Source organism: Shewanella polaris (assembly GCF_006385555.1).
GTDB classification, from domain to species: domain Bacteria; phylum Pseudomonadota; class Gammaproteobacteria; order Enterobacterales; family Shewanellaceae; genus Shewanella; species Shewanella polaris.
Genome location: NZ_CP041036.1, coordinates 2,308,025 through 2,327,023 on the forward strand (window position 1 = coordinate 2,308,025; position 18,999 = coordinate 2,327,023).

Annotated in this window: 15 protein-coding genes and 1 pseudogene; 4 read left to right on the forward strand and 12 right to left on the reverse strand. The window is 38.5% G+C overall.

The genetic code is table 11. The features are described 5' to 3' along the window. Positions 1-131: 131 nt before the first annotated feature. Both FH971_RS10055 and FH971_RS10060 read right to left on the reverse strand, forming a co-directional pair. Positions 132-1,469, reverse strand: a complete 1,338-nt coding sequence (locus FH971_RS10055) for a sigma-54-dependent transcriptional regulator (protein WP_140234209.1) — start codon at positions 1,467-1,469, stop codon at positions 132-134. Further along, positions 1,466-3,430 carry an ATP-binding protein gene (locus FH971_RS10060; protein ID WP_140234210.1) on the reverse strand — a complete coding sequence of 655 codons (1,965 nt, stop codon included), beginning with the start codon at positions 3,428-3,430 and terminating at the stop codon, positions 1,466-1,468. The genes FH971_RS10055 and FH971_RS10060 overlap by 4 nt, the downstream gene beginning before the upstream one ends. A 265-nt stretch (positions 3,431-3,695) precedes the next feature. Between FH971_RS10060 and FH971_RS10065 the strand changes: the two genes are divergently transcribed. After that, positions 3,696-4,931, forward strand: coding sequence for an alpha-hydroxy-acid oxidizing protein (locus FH971_RS10065; protein WP_137227106.1), 1,236 nt, complete (start codon positions 3,696-3,698; stop codon positions 4,929-4,931). Continuing rightward, positions 4,931-5,254, forward strand: a complete 324-nt coding sequence (locus FH971_RS10070) for a cytochrome c3 family protein (protein WP_137227105.1) — start codon at positions 4,931-4,933, stop codon at positions 5,252-5,254. The genes FH971_RS10065 and FH971_RS10070 overlap by 1 nt, the downstream gene beginning before the upstream one ends. 65 nt (positions 5,255-5,319) lie before the next feature. Here the strand turns inward: FH971_RS10070 and FH971_RS10075 are convergent, their stop codons facing one another. The 6 genes from FH971_RS10075 to FH971_RS10100 all read right to left on the reverse strand — a co-directional run bounded on the left by FH971_RS10075 (position 5,320) and on the right by FH971_RS10100 (position 10,269). Continuing rightward, positions 5,320-6,453, reverse strand: coding sequence for a serine/threonine protein kinase (locus FH971_RS10075; RefSeq protein ID WP_140234211.1), 1,134 nt, complete (start codon positions 6,451-6,453; stop codon positions 5,320-5,322). Beyond that, positions 6,446-7,036: an ECF-type sigma factor gene (locus FH971_RS10080; RefSeq protein ID WP_167496004.1), complete on the reverse strand. Its 591-nt coding sequence runs from the start codon at positions 7,034-7,036 to the stop codon at positions 6,446-6,448. The genes FH971_RS10075 and FH971_RS10080 overlap by 8 nt, the downstream gene beginning before the upstream one ends. An 83-nt stretch (positions 7,037-7,119) precedes the next feature. After that, positions 7,120-7,812, reverse strand: coding sequence for a metallophosphoesterase (locus FH971_RS10085; protein WP_140234213.1), 693 nt, complete (start codon positions 7,810-7,812; stop codon positions 7,120-7,122). A gap of 58 nt (positions 7,813-7,870) precedes the next feature. After that, positions 7,871-8,464, reverse strand: coding sequence for a hypothetical protein (locus FH971_RS10090; RefSeq protein ID WP_140234214.1), 594 nt, complete (start codon positions 8,462-8,464; stop codon positions 7,871-7,873). Positions 8,465-8,521: 57 nt separating this feature from the next. Then, positions 8,522-8,848 (reverse strand): hypothetical protein, encoded by a 327-nt coding sequence (locus FH971_RS10095; RefSeq protein ID WP_140234215.1) that lies wholly within the window; start codon positions 8,846-8,848, stop codon positions 8,522-8,524. A 320-nt stretch (positions 8,849-9,168) separates the two neighbouring features. Continuing rightward, the gene (locus FH971_RS10100) at positions 9,169-10,269 is read right to left on the reverse strand and encodes an alkene reductase (RefSeq protein ID WP_140234216.1); all 1,101 of its coding nucleotides are present in this window, start codon (positions 10,267-10,269) and stop codon (positions 9,169-9,171) included. A gap of 608 nt (positions 10,270-10,877) precedes the next feature. Here FH971_RS10100 and FH971_RS10105 point away from each other — a divergent pair. Next, positions 10,878-11,570, forward strand: a pseudogene (locus tag FH971_RS10105) (glycyl radical enzyme domain-containing protein); the annotation flags it as partial. A gap of 91 nt (positions 11,571-11,661) precedes the next feature. On the opposite strand, the gene nrfD reads toward FH971_RS10105, so the two are convergent. The 4 genes from nrfD to FH971_RS10125 form a co-directional block, all read right to left on the reverse strand. Next, positions 11,662-12,603 (reverse strand): NrfD/PsrC family molybdoenzyme membrane anchor subunit, encoded by a 942-nt coding sequence (nrfD, locus tag FH971_RS10110; protein ID WP_140234218.1) that lies wholly within the window; start codon positions 12,601-12,603, stop codon positions 11,662-11,664. Then, on the reverse strand, positions 12,600-13,172 hold the full coding sequence (locus tag FH971_RS10115) for a 4Fe-4S dicluster domain-containing protein (RefSeq protein ID WP_140234219.1): 573 nt from the start codon (positions 13,170-13,172) through the stop codon (positions 12,600-12,602). Before FH971_RS10115 ends, nrfD begins: the two co-directional genes overlap by 4 nt. 28 nt (positions 13,173-13,200) lie before the next feature. Further along, positions 13,201-15,483: a thiosulfate reductase PhsA gene (phsA, locus tag FH971_RS10120; protein WP_140234220.1), complete on the reverse strand. Its 2,283-nt coding sequence runs from the start codon at positions 15,481-15,483 to the stop codon at positions 13,201-13,203. Between the two features lie 314 nt (positions 15,484-15,797). After that, positions 15,798-17,633, reverse strand: a complete 1,836-nt coding sequence (locus FH971_RS10125) for a sensor histidine kinase (protein WP_140234221.1) — start codon at positions 17,631-17,633, stop codon at positions 15,798-15,800. 186 nt (positions 17,634-17,819) lie between these two features. Here FH971_RS10125 and FH971_RS10130 point away from each other — a divergent pair, with 186 nt between their 5' ends. Next, positions 17,820-18,416, forward strand: a complete 597-nt coding sequence (locus FH971_RS10130; protein WP_140234222.1) for a response regulator transcription factor — start codon at positions 17,820-17,822, stop codon at positions 18,414-18,416. The last annotated feature ends 583 nt before the right edge of the window (positions 18,417-18,999 follow it).

The window sequence follows — 18,999 nt, forward strand, 5'->3', positions numbered from 1 at the left end:
GTAAATAGAAATTAATGAAAAACTGCTTCTTGTATATTCTATAACGAGATATATTTGATAATTAATTATCTATAAGAATAAAACTACCAATGGTTTTTTCACCTATATTAATATTTAATCATGATTAAATATTATTCTATTTTACTTAAACGACGACTTAATGCACTTTGAGTGATGCCTAATAGCTTAGCTGCAGCACTTTGGTTATTTTGAGCTCGCACTAATGATTCGTGAATTAATTGCTGAACCGTCTCATTGATAGTGGGTAATGTATTTGGGAACATAATTCGTTCCACTTCAAGATGGTGCTTATGTTCAATAACATGAAAAAATGGGGCTAGTGATAATTCAGAACCGCTACTAATATTGGCAGCTGTATATACTAAAGACCTTAACTCGGAAACATTACCTGGAAAAGAATAACCCTCTAGTTTTTGAGCTAAATTATGTGGCAAAGCAAGATAGTCAAAACCCAATTCTAGACAAGCCATTTCATTGAAATGTTGAAGCAATAAGCCTATGTCATTTTTGCGTTCACGTAGTGGTGGCAATCTTATACATTGAGGTCGTAACGCATAAATTAAGCTTAGAGAGAAAGCTTGTTGTTCGAGTATTTCTAATGAACTATGGCTGCTGAACACTAACCTGCAATTAAGTGAGTTTTCTCTTAGAGAGCCTAGCGGTAAATAACTTTTAAGTTTACATAATCGAGCTAAAATCCTTTGTATTTCAGGTGTTGCTAACTCTAATTGAGTTAGTAATATCATTCCATGGCTCGCTGTTTGTAAGAGTCCTTGAGTATTTACATCACCAAATAACTTTGCTTCTAACATTACTGGTGTTAAATCAGCAAGCGAGATCTCAATTAGCAATTCTTCTGGGCAAATTAATTGTTGTAAAGCTTGTGCGAATAGCCTTTTACCTGTGCCTATTTCACCCTCGATAAAAATTGGTTCATTACTGTCATGTAAAGTAGCCGCATAACAAAAACAATCATGCATTTTAATATCTGTTGTTAATATATTACTAAAAACACTAAGGCTATGCCGATTAAAAAAACCGTCTTTTATTCTATGATAATTTCGTTCTAATCCGATAACTTCCATTGCTCGTCGAATACATAGTAGTAATTGCTCTGTAGAACTTGTCTTGGTAATAAAGTCATATGCGCCCTGCTTCATGCACTCAACGGCAACTTCAGTTTCATTAAGTCCTGTTACAATAATCACTCGCACATAAGGCGCTTGTTCTCGAATATCTCGTAACAACTCACGTCCATCAAGTATTGGCATATTAAGATCAAGCAATACCAAGGCTATATCCAATTGATAAATAAGCTCTAATGCTTGACGACTATTTTCACAAGTATAAGAATTTGCCTCAGGTATACGACGAGAAAGTAATAGTTCAATGGTTCGTAACCATCTTGTTTCATCGTCAATAATGAGAATGTTTCTGCTTAATTTCATGAAACACTCCTGAATAATATTTTCATTTCAGTTCCTGTTCCTTGTTGCGAATGTATCAGCCATTGTGCTTGATGTATTGAAAGGATTTTATTGCTGGTAGATAAACCCAACCCCGTTCCTCCGAGATCTCTACGAGTTGTAAAAAACGGTTCACGAATACGTTCCAATGTTTGTGTATCCATACCACAACCGTTATCAGTTACTTTTATAAAAATATTACTGTTTTCTATACCCGTTTCAATTACCAATAAAGGCTCTGGTTTATCCATTGCAAAACAAGCATTTTGAATCAAATTAACTAATACTAATTGTAACTGCAGCTCATCACCTTCAATTGTGGGCAGTTGCTTGTTTAGCATCAGCTGTAAGTGAATCCGTTTAACATTGTTATGAGTTAATCGTAATGCTGTTTCCACTACATTATTCAAATTAACCGCTTTAGGGGCGATTTCAAGTATTGGCTTTGAGAAATGTTTCAAATCTCGCACAATTCGACTAATACGCCCCGCTGAGTCATCAATTGATTCGCAGCCATAATCTATATCCGCTAATAGCTGGTTAGTTTTTTGAGTTGAAGAAATATTGTTTGAAATATTTAGTTTAAGTTCGTCCAGCAAGTCCCTAACCAAAGTGACAGACTGGGTAATTAACCCTACAGGATTGTTTATTTCATGTGCAATGCCTGCAGATAACTCACCTAAAGAAGCTAGACGGGCAGAAAGATCACTTGCCTGCTTCAATTCAAATGTTTCGGTATTGTCTTCTAAAAACAATGCAAGCATGTCATTGGAAATTAAATGTAGTTCTAATTTCCAATGTTTGTTGTTTAAAGTAAATTCTAAATTTTGAGAATATTCATCAGTGAAAGTTCGGTATATTAACTGATTCAAATTAATTTTAGGTTTTGACTGCGCTAACACTTCATGTTCAAGAATCCAAGGGTATTTACCATTTTGCCAAATCAATTGTTGATTTTTAGCTATCAAACAAACACCGTGAGGCAAACCATCTAATACCGAATGAAACTGTACTGATATACGTTTAATTTCTAACTCTGCATTACGACGATTTAGCAGTTCTTGTTTTAAAGATTTGGTTTTTTTTCTTAATATGAAACTTATATAAAGAGTAATTAACATGCCCAAACTTGAAATTATGGCAGTGACTAACGCGACTTGAGAAAAGTCTTTTTTAACCTGTCCAAGCTCAATTTTTTCCTTGCCGAATGCTACCCATTGATTCAGTAAATCATCAAAATAACCATTGTTAAAACTATTCTTGACGACTTCGTTGATCGCAGCAACAAAATCAGGGTCTTTATCAGACATTATCAAATAAAACTGGCTATACAGCAGTGGTCTACCCGCAGTCTTTGCTATTGGGAAAAGGCTGAGCATTCGTCTTGAACAGTAAAACTCAGATACAACATAATCCACCTCACCACTACTGAGTAACTCAAAACCCCGTTCGTTGGTAATAACTGGAATTATAATAAAGTCTTGTGGTTTATTATTTAGGTACATTGCAACAGATGAAGCGCTTTTGATTGCAACACGTTTTCCTTTTAGTGCAGCCCACGTGTCGGCATTTTCTTCACCACGTCGATTATAAGCACTAATATAAGTCGGCAAAAGCGGTAACGCCTTATTGATATCCAATATTTCACCAGAAGGTACAGCGATGACAGCTAATTGCCGAGTATCATTAGTTACCGTTTTAAGTGTTTGGTCTAATGATCTACGATTGATGTGTAAATCATAATGTAACTGCTGAGCGATATAGCGTGCTAATTCAATATTAAAACCATTTTCTTCACCCGTTTCACTTTGCCATTCAAACGGTGGTGTATTGCTATGTACATTCAAAGTAAGTTGCTGCTCTGCATATACGTTTGGTTGTAAAAAGAATACTAAAATTGATATGTAGCAGAGGGATCTCCAATTAATCATAATTACATTCATCACGAAACTCCAAACTATGTCACCTAACAATAAGCGCTGATGATTTTGATTGGCACTGATTTTGTTCTGTTCTGCAAATCAACTCACATAATGAATAATAGTTAAGTCACTATTGATATTCCCAAATGCATAAACTTGTGTGTGCATATCAACTTTTTACTGAACAATGGATCTATTACTCACTTCGGCACTTGATTACTCCTATATCGAATAAGGCTGATATAAATTTATGGTGTGAGCAAGAAACAACCATAGGAATTAAAAAATGAATAATAATGACCTTAATCAAAATCGTCGTGACTTTCTAACTAAAAGTGCTGTGTTAGCTGCTGCAGCAGGCACCCTAACGATGTCTACATCTTCAGCTCAAGCTACAACGGCAGCAGTAGATAAACCTATAGCGGTAGCCGGTTATGTTAAAAAACCTCAAAACCTGACTGACGTTCTGATGAATGCTCGTAAAATTATGGATACATGTGCAGCTTGCGATATATCTGGTGCAGGTCGTTGTAATGGTAAAGGTCCTTGCGGTGAAACAGTGCCTGGTATGGGAGGCAAGCGTCTTAGCTTTGTGCGTAACATTGAAGCTTTTGAAGAAGTAAGCCTCAATATGCGAACCGTACATAATATTACTCAACCTAAAACAGAGATTAATCTATTGGGCGTTAAACTCTCTATGCCAATTCTTACGGGCATAACAGGAGGCCTGACTTATAACATGGGAGCTGCCAATAAACTCGCCTTTGATGGTGAAATGATGACTGAAGAAAAATATGCCCGCGGTATTATTCAGGGGGCTGCTAACTCTGGCACCATTGGTTGGGCCGCTGATGGTATAGGGGACCCATTAGAAACTTACAAAAGAAGAATGAATGTAGTTCAAGAGTTTAAAGGACGAGCAGTTGCACAAATAAAACCGCGTACTCAAAAGGAAATTTTTGAAAGAATTGATATAGTTCAACAAGCAGGTGCTCCTTTCTTTGCTATAGATGTTGACTCTGCCGGTAGAGCCGCACGTGCTTTACCAGGTAAAACCGTTGAACCAAAGGATCTTAAAAAGCTTAAAGAGATTGTTAATTATGCCAAAATCCCTTTCATTGCTAAAGGTATCATGACAGTTGATGAAGCTCTTATGTGTGCAGAAGCAGGTTGTGGAGCCATCATTGTTTCTAATCATGGCGGTCGAGTACTAAGTTCTACACCAGCAACAATGCATGTACTTCCATCGATAGTCAAAGCTGTACGTGACCGTGGTTATAAAATGCCAATTTTGATGGATGGTGGCGTGCGCGACGGCGGCGATGTTCTTAAAGCTCTTGCCTATGGTGCTCAAGCAGTGTTGGTTGGACGCCCTATGATACGTGCAAGTCTCGGTGGTGGGGTTGAAGGGGTCGAGATGTTGTTCAAACGTTATCATACCGAACTAGTGTCTAGCATGGTGTTAACTGGCGTTGCAGATGTCAATAATGTAGACCCATCGATACTCATTCAGGAGGTTTAATGAAACTCACCACAGCATATCGGGATATATTAGCCGCTGTGGTTGTCGCGGTTCTGGTGTTGCCAAACGCTTGGGCAACACCATCAGAACAAGATCGGCAATACGGTGGTGGAGGAAAAGGCGGAGTTGTCTTTTCTTATCAAACCCATGCAAGAGGAGGTTCTTACATTTGTACTGATTGTCATAGCACTAAAGAACATGAAGCAATATTTGAACCTAAACGTTACAGTTTTACTCTAAAGGATCATAATAGTGGGCAATTCTGCTGGAAATGCCACAACGGAGAAATAGCTGAACGTGATTGTAAATCGTGCCATTACTAATCATTAATTTTCTCTCATGGGCATTGTTTTGATGATGCCCATAAGAGATTTTATTTACCCCAATTTTAATGAAAAACAATCCACAAACTGGTGGCAACTGAGTACACAAACAACACGCATGCGAGTGAAGTAAAAGGCTTGCGCTTTAACAGCTTGTGTAATTGGTAAGAACCGCTTTGTGAATATTCTGCTACGGGCATTCCTTGTTGGTAAATATTGATGCTTTGTCTAAATGATTCGGCATTGGTATACCGCCGATCTGGTTGATTTAAAATGGCTTTATTAATTATCGCGTTAAGTTCGGTGCTTTTTAACATCGAAACTTTGCCGTTAGCCACTACACTGCCCGTAAGTAAAAAGTGCAACATCATACCCAGTGAAAATACATCCGATTGTGCGGTACATGCATGCCCTGCCACTTGTTCAGGTGCGCTCCAATGACGGGTAAATGCTTGAATAACATCTTGAGTATGGTTGTCATCTTCGCTGATTTTTTGTTTATATTTTGAAGCCAGTCCAAGATCAATCAACACTAGGTGACCTTGGTCATTGATAATGATATTTTGTGGTTTTAAGTCACCATGAAACAAGTCTTCTCCATGAAGATAACTCACCGCTCGCAGTAATTGTTCAAATAGATTAAATCTCTGTATTTGATTGAATTTATTATTATCCAACCAAACATCTAAACCGTGGCCATCAATGTAATCCATGACAATACAAGCATGGCCTAATACTTCAGACACGCCATATATGCTACACACATTCGGATGGTCTAAAGTCATTAAAATGGAGGCTTCATTATAAAAAACGGCTTTTTGCTGCTGAGTGTTTAAACGATTAGTTCGTAGTATTTTTATGGCTGCTTTATGTATTTTTATATAGCCAGTATCATGATTTTCTAAGCGTTGTTCACCTAGAAATACCAGCCCCATACCGCCTGCATTAGAGATTAATTGAGTAATCGTGAAGCCCATTACTTGTTGACCAATCAATTCATCTTGTGAAAAAGGGCTGTGGTTGGCATATTGTTGAGATAATAATTGGCTGCTTGATAACGGAGTGTCATCAACGGAAAGCATTTTTTCAAGTGCTAGCACTTGTTCACGATAGACTTGTCTTAATGGTAATAAGCGCTGTTGTTGTTCTGTTTTAGATAAACTGGCCAACTCACTATATAGGGCAACAATATCAATCATCAGTTAACTTTGCTCTAAGCCAAACCGTAGCAAACTTTAAATCGTTATCGACGGTTCTTGATGATAACGCCAACATATCTGCTATTTGTTGATGTGACACCATGGCAAAATTTTTCAATTCAAATACTTCAGCTTGTCTTGGATGGGATTGTTGTAGTAACTCTAATGCTGAGGAAAGTGCCAGACTTTCGGTCCAATTAGGTAACACTATTTCTGAGTCTAATAATTGTGAATGTAAAAAATCGTATTTAGCCTGTTGATGCTCCACAAGTGATTTATGCGGCTTACCAAACAGCAAATGCCAAACTGACACGCGCACATAATCAAAAAAATGTTGGCGGCTTTCAAATGGTTGCTCGTCATTACGCCAACGATGCAATTTAACCACTGATTCGTTCGCTAACTCAGTAATAGAAGCATCATGTAAAATGGTCTCATTAGGTTGATGTTTAGAGAGATATTTTTCAACAATAGCTCGAATATCTTGGTAAGCGTAAGTAAGAAACTCTTCGCTTTGGTGTTTATCTCTATTTTGCCAACCCACTAATAATTCAGTGGCGTTGTTTAACTCTCTAATTGACACAATTATCCCTATCTTCAACATTTTTTAACAAACCAATTATCATCTACTTCATCCTCAATTACTAGTAATTACAGTATTTTAAGTTAGCTCTGTTGTAACGGTTGTAACATGTTGAGGTTAATGATGGTCAATTCTTGCTTCAAAGTGAAAGTATCAATCCAGTAGCGATTATGATGACGAGTGACTCCTTCGACCGAGCTGTGTCCATGCACCACAAAATCAACCTCATCAATAGCAACACAGCTATTTAGTTGATGCAGTGGCCGGCTCCATAAAATGTGCCAGATGTCTTCATCCGACAATGCCCCACTTTGTAGGGTTTTCCAGTTATGCGTAGCAGACGCATGACTTATTCCAACAGATTTACCATTTACAACAATTGTTCGGGTTAATGGCATCATAATATCAATCATGGTTTTCCAGCGGATTAATAAGTCAAAGCGTTGCATATGCTGCGATAACCAGTCCCCGCCTTTTTGGCGTAAACAATCCCAATAACTTGCACACTGAAAACCCAATAAAAACAGTTGTTCATGATTACCCATTACCGCAAAAAACCACTTCTTAGTGAGTAGATTTAAACACTCAATACTCTGTTCACCTTTGCTGATCAAATCTCCGGTGCAAAACAAACGGTCAGTGTTAAAGTTAAAACCCTGTGCCAGTAATTGTTCATACAGCAGGTTAATTTGGCCATGAATATCGCCAACAATATAGTCTTTTCCCACTAGGTTAGCCGAATTATAAATATGCTGTTTACGAGGTTTAAATTGCATAAACGCTAAGCCTTAAAAAAGTAGCCAGTCAGTAACGGGCTACTTGAACAATGACGAACTACTTTTGAACCAATTGAGCCCATAATGCATGATTTGTTTTGTAGCCGGGTTTAATCGTTGCAATGACCACCAGTACCAAGCTGACTAAAAACAAGTAAAAGCCAATATCGGCATACTTCAATCCTTCTGCGGCGACTCTAATAATGTCTTTTGTTCTTGCACCACCAAACATTTGTGCTGTTTGAAATATATCTGCAATTTGTTGATATACGGTATAAGTAATCGACAATAAAAGTAACAGTAATAAACCACGAGAAATTGACTGCTTAACACCAAATAAGTGACTCAACAAAGCAATAATAGTCACCAAATATAACCAGGTCGGGGTGATATCACTTAACGGCACGCTGCTTCCCATCATATTCATTAGCGGGAAAAATGTACTTAACAACATAAATGCTAAACAAAATACTGCAAAAAAGTTCATCAATTTAATGCCAGCAGGATCGACGGCTAATGCCCGTTCTTTAGTATTGGAAAGCGAAGATTTAGCCTGCTCAAATGCTTGAGATTGTTGTAAATCATGAGTTAACTGCCCTGCAGTCCTTTTGGCTTCGTTGGCTAAGTCGAAGGCTTTATCTTTTAATGACATCGTTATTCCTTTCTTTGTTCACTTTTGCTAATTAGCAGTTGGATGACGTATAAAATCTTATAGTTGCAGTGTGTTAGCAGCTAACAAGTCTCTGTCTAAACTGATGTCATCTTTTTCCGCCAACTCCATAACGTAATCAAGCTCGCATTCATTCATGGTTTCATTTTGTGAATCTGTCATTTGCTTGGTATTACGTTTAACACCCGCTACTTTGAAGCACGTATTTAACATTTTCATTTTTGCTTCAAAATTAAGTGAGTTGTTCCAATTATTGATCCAAGTCAGTTGATCTTCTTCCGACGAGCTACCACAACCCACTAACACCAATGCACTTAAACCAAAAATCACGCCTGTTTTTACATTGTTTTTAATAGTCGATTTCATTTTATTCCCTTTTTTATTTATAAATATTCATTCAATATTCGATAGGGATTAGCTTATAGAAATGAGGAAAAATGATGAGTGACGTAAAAAGAAATTATTTACGCAAAAAAGATTAGTTATAAATATTAACGGCAAACAATCGAAAACTAAATGTGTTCATCGCTAACACTAGTGTGAACAAAGATATGATGATGTTGGGGCAATACAAGCAAAGGATATTTTGATTTATATATAGATAAGCAAACCTGAAATGGTGCTAGTGTTTCGTTAGCACTAGCACCGCTTCAGGATATTCAATATTAACTTAAACTGAAGTTATATTAGCTTGGACTGTACTCTGGGTAATCAGTTAAGCCTTTTTCACCGCCGCCAAATAATGTCTCTGGGTTGTGCGGCGCCAGAGGATAACCATGCTTTATGCGGTTTGGTAAATCAGGATTAGACACAAAAGGTCGACCAAAACCAATCATATCCGCTAGGCCATCATTTATTGCCTGCGCACCTTTTTCACCGTTGTAACGTCCAGCATAAATAAGTACACCATGATAAGCTGCTCGAACAGAATCTTTAAATTCTTCAGGTGTCTCTGGAGCATCATCCCAATCGACTTCTGCAAAATGGATGTAAACAACATTTAGGCTGTTAAGCAATACCGCTGCTGCGGTGTAGGTTTCAATTGGTGTTGCATCAACGGTACCATTTAATGATGTGAATGGCGCAAGGCGCACACCTACACGATCGGCACCAATGGCATCTGTCATTGCGGCCACTACTTCACCAAGAAAACGCAGGCGGTTTTCGATACTGCCACCATATTCATCGGTTCTTGTATTGGCTTCAGAATCAATAAATTGGTTAATTAAATATCCGTTTGCCGCATGCAATTCTATGCCATCAAAACCCGCTTCAATTGCATTTAATGCTGCTTGACGGTACTCACCAATAACCAGCTTAATATCTGCTTTGGTCATTTCTCGTGGCACGACAACATCAACAAAACCAGGGGCATCAGTACCGTTATCAACAAACACTTTTACATTTTTTGCTTTTAAAGCACATGACGAAATAGGCTGTTCACCATTGATATTATCTGGATGGCTTACACGACCAACATGCCATAATTGCGCAAACATAACGCCGCCTTTTGCATGCACAGCTTTAGTGACTTTTTGCCATCCTGCTATTTGTTCGGGAGAATAAATGCCCGGTGTCCAGGCATAGCCTTGGCCCATAGCTGAAATCTGGGTGCCTTCGGAAACAATAAGGCCTGCCGATGCACGTTGCGCATAATATTTAGCCATTATGTCATTGGCAACATTACCTGGCTGAGTAGATCGTGAACGCGTCATTGGCGGCATAACAATACGATTCTTTAATGAGAGTTTACCCAGTTGTATTGGTTGAAATAATGGATCTTTCATAATGTATTCCTGCTTACTGGCTAACGTAAATAAATTCAATTTGGTATTCATTGGATCGACAATAAAAACGATATAGCTTGTACAACCTTCACGGCCCAAGCATCTCAGCCGACTTTTCCACAACGAGCGTTAATGTCATTACAAGCGCGATACATGTCTTCGACGAAAGGGAATATGGCTGCATCAGTGAAAACGATCAAATGTGGCTATTGATGACGCCTTATTTCCTGTGACAATATACAACTCACAAGCTAAAACATTAAATTATCAAATATTATCATTTAAATAATTTTTTGTTATAGCTGGGCAAATGTAAACATCCTTTGTGAAGCAAACATTTGATTAAGTCTGGCTCAACTCGTTTATCTAATGGCCTATTAAACAATAAAATAATCTACCCAATAAACGACTGATATAATTAATTATAAGGGTTTAACAAAAAGCGTTTTACAACCAATCGAGGCGCCAATATTGTCGATTGTGATCTACATCATCGGGTTTCCATTCTATCAATGGCGGCTTCTGCTATTTTCAGTGTTTAAAACCAATCTCACTGGGTAGATTGGTTGATATCAATAGACATTAGTCATTTAAAAGTGAGCTTCAACATGGCATTACCCGATAACATTATGCAAATATTGACGCACCCTCAACTTTCTCCTAAGCAAAAATCCAATTACTTGGCGCTAGAGGTTGAAAATAGTCTGCCGTATGTCGCGATGTCTGAAGTGGTGAGTAATGCGATGCAAGAAGGGGGTATTTGCGACATGTTTGAAGGTCACGCGCCGTTTAAACCGCGTTATGTATTGCCAGATTATGCTAAATACCTCAAGCAAGGCTCGGAACATTTAGAAATGTCGCCAGCCGAAGATTTTGATGATGCATTAAACTCGCTAATGGTGCTTTATCATCACGTACCATCGGTAACCAATATCCCCGTTTTTTTAGGTCAATTAGATGTGCTATTAATGCCATTTGTGTCTGGGGTTAGTACCGATGATATTTATCGTAAATTAAAACGTTTTTGGATCTTACTCGACAGAACCCTACCCGATGCGTTTATGCATGTGAATATTGGCCCTATCGATAACATTATTAGCCGGCCCCTATTGCGAGTGGATGCTGAGTTAATGCAAATTGCACCTATATTAACGTTTCTGTACTACCCAAAGATAACGCCTGATGATTTATTACTGGTAGCGACCACCAATATTCGTCTGTGCAATAAGCCTCATCTTGCCAATTACCCGTTACATGCCGACACTTTCGATAAGCGTGGCTTTGGAATTGTCAGTTGTTTTCTGAGATGAATAGTCTTATCTTTTTGCAGAAAAAAATGCCCTCTCAGATTTGTCTGAGAGGGCATTAACTAAATCATGTAGTTAACGTAATCTAACTAATATAGGTTTGGCCGGCATACACAATGAAATGTCGTAGTGCTAAAACACCCGTTAAACTACAACATGCCACGGTCAACATCATCGCCTTGGTATGGCGGGTGCTTGACGGTAAAAACATTGATAAAATAGGAATACAAAATCCTATTCCCACGACGCCGTACCAAAATACACTGCCCCATACCTCTTGGCTTAATGATGCTAACGATTCAGCTGCCGCTCCGCCGGTAAAATACAGTGACGTAAACAACATGAACAGGAACATCATTTCTGTAATAATCACCGGTAAATCAAGCCCATGAAGCTTCATCACCTCGCCATCATGAGTACTGCTATTAAAACAGGTTAATGCCACAATTAAGTTGCCCGCAGCACCTGCTGATAAACCAGACGCTAAAAATAGTGCCGGTAGTATTGCCGTATTCAGCATAGGATAAGCGTTCATTGCCGAGATTAAAAAGCCTGTGTAAGCGCCAACAGCAATAGCTAATACGAACATTAATACTTCAATAACTTTACGAAATGGTAAAAACATGTTTCCTATTGGCGTTAAAAAACCCAGTTTCCATTTAGCTAAATCATCCCTTAATACGATTATTGAATAGATAAATCCTAAAGGCATATAAGCCATTAATGCAGCGACACCCATTGCCATCACCGAATCAAAATTATAATTAATTAGGATTAGCCAAAAGTGAAACGGTTTTGTTAAGTCAAACACTAAACACGCTAAGCCTAAACAAATTGCCACAGGGCCAATAATGGCTGAAGCTTTTAAGATTGGGCTTTCGATGCTTTTATCTTTGCTGTACCAACGCATACCAATACCAATGAGTACGCTACCTGCCGATAAACCGGCCATAAATAAGTAAATTGCGATGATCCAGTTCCAAATTAGTGGATCATATTGCGCCATGTCGCCCCATGTATTATTCATGATTCAATCCCTCCTCGTTTAGTCGGAATACGGTAAACTCGTGGTTTGGTGCCTAGGTGAGTTTTGTCTTGATAAGTTATTTTAGTATTTAGCAATAGTGCCACTTCACTTTCACTGTCGTTAGCATCGCCAAAATACAATGCATCTGTTGGACATGCTGTAACACAAGCGGGTTGCTCACCTCTGGCTAGGCGAGTGTCTTTACAGAAATTACACTTGTCTGCGGCCTTAGTGATTGGGTTGATAAAGCGAACTTTGTACGGACAGGCTGCAATACAATACATACAACCAACGCATTTATCGTTATGGATAGACACTAAACCATTTTCGTCAATATAAGCCGCTCCAGTTGGGCAAACACTCACGCACGGAGCATCTTCACATTGTTGGCAAGACACACGATGATATTTAAAATGTAAATTAGGTGCCTCCCCATAAGGTCCTTCAACTCTTACTTGTAAACGCGTTACACCCTCAGGGACATTATTTTCACTCCGACAAGCTATGTTACAAGCTTGGCAGCCGATGCATTTATTTTCATCATGCACCATGACATATCGTTTGTTCATAGTAGACTCCAAATCAATTAATTACCGGCTAAACTCTTTCCAACTTAACGCCAGTTGTGTGTAAACACATGCCACACACAGGTGAGATGACATTAGGCAGTAAATTGCCGCAGTGAATACCCTTACCGCTTGCTTTTACCATTTCTTTATTTTTTGAACCAAAGCCCATATAAGCAAATACGGTGTCTTGACGAATGCCGGGAGTGACTAAGGCTGTGCCTTCTTCACTACCAACACTGCTGATTAATTTAATTGCGTCACCGCTGTGAATATTTAGCCGTCCTGCAGTTAAAGGGTGGATCCAAACCGCATTGTCAGACATAAGATTGCTGAGCATTGGCACGTTATGAGTTGCACCATTGGTATGTACCGCAACCTTGCCTTGTATAAAATACAATTCGTCTGCATTTTTGAGTTGCACACTACGATGTTTAATCACACCACGACCGGGTGCCATTTCTTCAACTTTGGCTGAGGTTAATTCAATTTTTCCACTGGGTGTTTTAAAGTGCATTGCGGTTGCATAAGTACCATCTTCATCGATAGTTCTAGCATTCGGATATGCATTAGCGAATTCTGCAACCATTTCTGGCTCACGTAACATCAACGGTTTACCGTAACTGACGTAGCCTAATGTTTTGATTTTTTCCAATAGGCTGTGATCGCGATTGACTTGCATTAATTGCAACGTTTGAATATTTTCCCAAGGATAAAACTCACCGAGTCCTAGTTGTTGGCCTAGTTCTCTAAAGATTTGCCAACTTGGACGAGTATCACCGATGATTTCAACTACGGGTTGGCGAACGTAATAAGCCGGATTTTTTCCCGATTTATCTGCGATATCTTCATCACGTTCTAAGTAGGTTGATTCTGGCAAAATATAGTCTGCAAATGCGGCTGTCTCACTGATATACAGTTCACATGACACCACTAAATCTAATGCTTTAAGTGATTGTTCTACTTTGGCCCTGTCTGTCAGTGTTTGCATTGGGTTGGTACGGCTCATTATCCAACCTTTAAGTTGATAAGGCTTAGCATTCAAAGTCGCATCTAATATCGTTTGATAAACCCCACCAGAAGACCACATCATGGCGTATTGTTTTTCAACTTGGTCAATACGAATTGCCGTTATTTTTGGCATTCCTTTTACACCGGGTTTTGCCAATGCTGGAGCAACATTTTCACCCGCAAGCTTGTTGTAACCGGGAGCCTTTTTCCCCATATATATACCGCCTTTACGTTCAATATTGCCAATTAAAATATTGGCTGCATATATCGCGCGGCGCATATCGAACTCTTCAGTAGTAAAGGTTGCTCTATGACCAAAATCAACCACAGCATGCGGCGCATGGCTGGCATATTCGTGAGCAATCCGGCGGATAGCACTGGCTGAAACATCTGAAATGGTTTCGGCCCATTCAGGGGTATAGTCTTTTACTTCTGCAGCAAACTCGTCAAAACCTATAACATGCTTTTCAATAAAATCACAGTCGTACAAATTATCAACAATTAATACATTACATAGTGCTAACGCCACTGATACATCAGTACCTGGACGTATTGCATGCCATTCATCAGCTTTGTCTGCCACAATGGAAAATCGAGGTTCAAATACAACTAATTTGGCACCTTTATCCATTTGCGCTTGCATCATGCCTCTGGTTTCAGACATGTTAATGCCTTCATAAATGTTATGACCAAAGTTGATAATGTATTTAGAATTACTTAAATCGCGCTTCATTTTTGTGCCGAACATGGCTTTGGCGGCAACAACGTAAGCGCCAGGACATGTTGACGCGTGATTGAAAGTATTAGGTGTGCCGAATGCGGCAGCGAGATGAAATACATGATCAGAGTTCGAACCTGATTTAGATGAAAACGCAATGGATTCTGCGCCATATTGTTTTTTTATCTGATTCATTTTCGCGGCAATTTCTTTATAAGCATCGGCCCAAGATATTTCTGCCCATTTACCTTCGCCACGTTCACCAACCCGTTTTAAAGGTTTAACAATACGCTTTGGATCATAAAGTAAGCTATGACCTGCTCCACCTCGAGCACATACCTTACCGCCAAATGACTTTGCTTCTTTATTTCCCGTAATAAAGACATTTTTGCCATCCACAATCCGCGCTTTTATTGGACAGCGTGTGGAACACATTTCGCAAATACTGGCCACTTCAGAAGAAACACCTTTTAATGGCTCTCTTTCTATTGCAGCAATTGAACCGGGTAAAATACTTGCCAGAGCACAAGTCGCACTACTTGCACCTGCCCCCTTCAAAAAATGACGCCTATTTAACTGAATCATGATTGCCCCCTTCACCTTCATAATCTACAAAGCACGAAGTTATTACGGTTAACTGATGATTAATGGAATTTAGTAAACTAAAAAATGACTAAGCCCCATCGCTATGCACATTGTTAACCCACATTTAAATTAAGGGTATTGTGGTAAACCACATCCAAGATAATCATATGATTGACATCACGGTTTGAGCTCGCAAATATTGAGTTAACACAGAAAAATAGCAATTTCAGGATTAATTATTGAGGATTTTTGATACGTTAGAGGTTGAACAATTTAACAAGGAGAAAGAACACATCTGTTAGTAAATTATTGAATTAGCGGTTAATTGGTAATTCAATTAATACTCTACAACCGGTTTGCCAAGGTGAATCGGGATCATCTTCACATTTTGATAAGCTTATTTTGCCACCGAACGACATAATAACGTCATTACAAATGGCTAAGCCTAATCCTAAGCCATTTTCTTTCGTGGAAAAAAAGGTGGTTTTAAAATCATCTGCAGAGCAGGTTAAACCAATACCATTATCATAAATTTTCAGTTGCAGGGTATTATCTACAGAATGCGACTCAATTAGAATACGGTTGGTTATTTCACTTGAGATATCTCTTTCAGACATGGCATCAACTGCATTTTTTAATACATTTATTAACACTTGGCAAAAGCCGACTTTGTCGCCGGTTAATTTGATGTCGGTTTGAGTCAGTTGGGTGCTGAGTTTAATGGTGTGGCTTTTAAATTCATGCTCGAGTAACTCTAAACATATCAATAATTGCTCATTGACATAAAAATCCGTCTCTTCAGTATTTTTTCGCTGCAATAGACTTCTGATCCTATGTACGATTTCACCTGCACGGATAGATTGTTGATGTATCTTATCAAGCAACTGATATTGTATTGAATTTTGCCCAGTCTTGTTGGCCTGCTGGATCATGCCACCTTCACTGTATTGAGTGATTGCCGCAATAGGTTGGTTAAGTTCATGGGCTAATCCGGCACCGATTTCTCCCAAAATCGCCGCACTTTGTAAACGGGCTAACTGTAACGCCTTGTTTTTTAATTGGCGTTCTGTATTGACTAAATGCTCACTTTTTTGTCTAAATCGATATTCCAGCCATAAGTGATAAATTGTTGAAACAAAAAACAAACCTAATAATCCAAACCCCCAATGTTGATTGAGTTTAATCCATTGCCAAACTTGTAAATACACTGGGATTTTTTTGGATTCTATATCAAGTTGTTTAAACAACTTAATCACTTCAAATTGGCTAATAGGTGCAGCCCAACCGCTATTTTGCCCTACAATAGAGGCTGGATGGTTTGCACTAATTGACAATAAAGCACGCGTAATATCGGTCCTCACTGTTAATGGCACAGCATCTGATGAGGCAAACGACCAATTAGGGTACAAAGAAGTACTGACTGCACAATCATAACCTTCGGGCGTAACATCATTGATAACTCTAAAATCGCTCGGGTTAATGTAACCTTCTGCAACCATCTGCTCAAAGGTACAAAATGGGGTAATTGCAATTTCTGCTGTGCCATCACGAACGTGATAAATTAATGGTTCAAGTGGAAAACCGACAAACGTGACTTTTGAGAAAAAATTATCTGTGGAATATCCCTTGGAATTAATTAACCCCAATGCCGCTTGATAGCCGCCTAGTGCACTAGGGTCGCTGGCGACTACTGAGTGACCAGAGAGATCATCAAGTGCCATTAACGAACTATCATTACGTACGATAATGGTCGCACCGATTGCAAATGTGTTGCCATGATGTTTGTCACTTTTCATGGTGGCCAACCACGAAATTGGAAAATCACTACTCATATTAAAGTAATGCCCAGGATTAGTGACCACAAACTGTACCTGACCACTGAGTAGCTGCTCGTTCATGTGGTTGAAATCCAATGGAACAACTTCAAAACTGGCATTGGGGACATGTTGAGTTAGATAGTTCATTAAGGGTTGCCAGCGAGCAATACTTTTTATCACACCATAATTGGCGAGTACCGCAACCCGATAGTGAACTTGAGAAGGAGCTTCACGTTGTGTTTGCTGCTGAACAAGGGGTTCAATACTGTCTGGTAGCACAAGGCCTTGTGCACAAAAAGTCCACAGAAAACTGGAGCTTAACAATAGCCACATTCCACAACGCATTAACGATCATCCAGTAATAAATGTTAATAACACCCAATTAGTTCAGTCTAATGTAGCTAGCGCCACAAAAAAGTTGCATGTGCCACAAAAACGAATCAAGAATTTGCTCAATGCATTAGTTTGATTACACTGTATTTATATTCATTAACTTCTGAGCAATGACTTTATAATCAAATGCAGAATTCTAAACATATTTACATGGTTGATGATGACTTGGCGATCCTCGATTCAATGCAATTTATGCTGTTGCAATATGGTTTTAATTTACATATCTATGATTCAGCTAATGCCTTTCTAGCCAATATTGATATAACCCAAGCTGGCTGCCTTATTGTTGATAGTAAAATGCCTGAAATAACGGGCCAAGAATTACAACAAAAACTGGTAGATGCTCAAAGTCCATTAGCCATTATATTTCTCACTGGTCATGGCGATCTGCCTATGGCGGTTCATGCTTTTCGACAAGGTGCATGTGACTTCTTTCAAAAACCAGTAAAAGGTACCGAGCTTGTCTGTGCCATTGAAAAAGCATTGACCACCAGCAATCTCACATTTGAAACAATGCAATTAAGAAAACGCTACAGCACACTAACAGATAGGGAAAATCAGGTACTTCATTTATTAATAGATGGGAAAACCAATAAGCAGATGGCAGAAACCTTGTTTGTTTCATTGCGAACCATAGAAGTTCATCGTTCAAAAATCATTAAAAAACTCGATGTTCACAATGCTGCTGAATTAGCCAAATTTAGTCCCATCCTAGTTGATTAGTATGTGATTAAGTCACGCTATACCACGCCAATTTACTTAACCATTCATGCCCTTTTGTTTGACTCTATTCAATGAATTAAACGTTCCCTCATTTGACAAACTCAGCTTAATCTAATTCAACGCCTATAGATTTAATACATTGATAATCCATTAAATATCAACTTTTCTCGTCGATATAGCTGTGCTTAAGTGCATTTCACATTTTTTATATTAATCAGATCATCGTTAAATACTATTCTAATAGAATCCTAATAGATTCTTGTTTTGTCTCTTAAATTGATAAGTCTTTTCAGTTGCTATTTGTCATTGAGGTCAAACGATTTAAAAACTCATCATAAATAGCCAAACATTGAGTTTTACTCAATTATGGTGACAATATTGACTGCCATTATTGTCATCGAGCCAATTATGTCATTGAAAAAGTGATATTGATCATTCGTTTAAAATATACCTTACTTAATAATTTATTATTTTATAAATATTAAAACTTATTAAAACAACACCTTATATTTTAATTGCCTTTTTTATTATTACCTTACCGATGTTGGCCTAGCTATTGCTATTACTAAGTATGTTTGCAATC

Excerpts from the sequence above, each read along its gene's own strand:
- FH971_RS10055 (WP_140234209.1), bottom strand. The coding sequence starts at position 1,469 with ATGAAATTAAGCAGAAACATTCTCATTATTGACGATGAAACAAGATGG.
- FH971_RS10060 (WP_140234210.1), bottom strand. The coding sequence starts at position 3,430 with ATGAATGTAATTATGATTAATTGGAGATCCCTCTGCTACATATCAATT.
- FH971_RS10065 (WP_137227106.1), top strand. The coding sequence starts at position 3,696 with ATGAATAATAATGACCTTAATCAAAATCGTCGTGACTTTCTAACTAAA.
- FH971_RS10070 (WP_137227105.1), top strand. The coding sequence starts at position 4,931 with ATGAAACTCACCACAGCATATCGGGATATATTAGCCGCTGTGGTTGTC.
- FH971_RS10075 (WP_140234211.1), bottom strand. The coding sequence starts at position 6,453 with ATGATTGATATTGTTGCCCTATATAGTGAGTTGGCCAGTTTATCTAAA.
- FH971_RS10085 (WP_140234213.1), bottom strand. The coding sequence starts at position 7,812 with ATGCAATTTAAACCTCGTAAACAGCATATTTATAATTCGGCTAACCTA.
- FH971_RS10090 (WP_140234214.1), bottom strand. The coding sequence starts at position 8,464 with ATGTCATTAAAAGATAAAGCCTTCGACTTAGCCAACGAAGCCAAAAGG.
- FH971_RS10095 (WP_140234215.1), bottom strand. The coding sequence starts at position 8,848 with ATGAAATCGACTATTAAAAACAATGTAAAAACAGGCGTGATTTTTGGT.
- FH971_RS10100 (WP_140234216.1), bottom strand. The coding sequence starts at position 10,269 with ATGAAAGATCCATTATTTCAACCAATACAACTGGGTAAACTCTCATTA.
- nrfD (WP_140234218.1), bottom strand. The coding sequence starts at position 12,603 with ATGAATAATACATGGGGCGACATGGCGCAATATGATCCACTAATTTGG.
- FH971_RS10115 (WP_140234219.1), bottom strand. The coding sequence starts at position 13,172 with ATGAACAAACGATATGTCATGGTGCATGATGAAAATAAATGCATCGGC.
- phsA (WP_140234220.1), bottom strand. The coding sequence starts at position 15,483 with ATGATTCAGTTAAATAGGCGTCATTTTTTGAAGGGGGCAGGTGCAAGT.
- FH971_RS10125 (WP_140234221.1), bottom strand. The coding sequence starts at position 17,633 with ATGTGGCTATTGTTAAGCTCCAGTTTTCTGTGGACTTTTTGTGCACAA.
- FH971_RS10130 (WP_140234222.1), top strand. The coding sequence starts at position 17,820 with ATGCAGAATTCTAAACATATTTACATGGTTGATGATGACTTGGCGATC.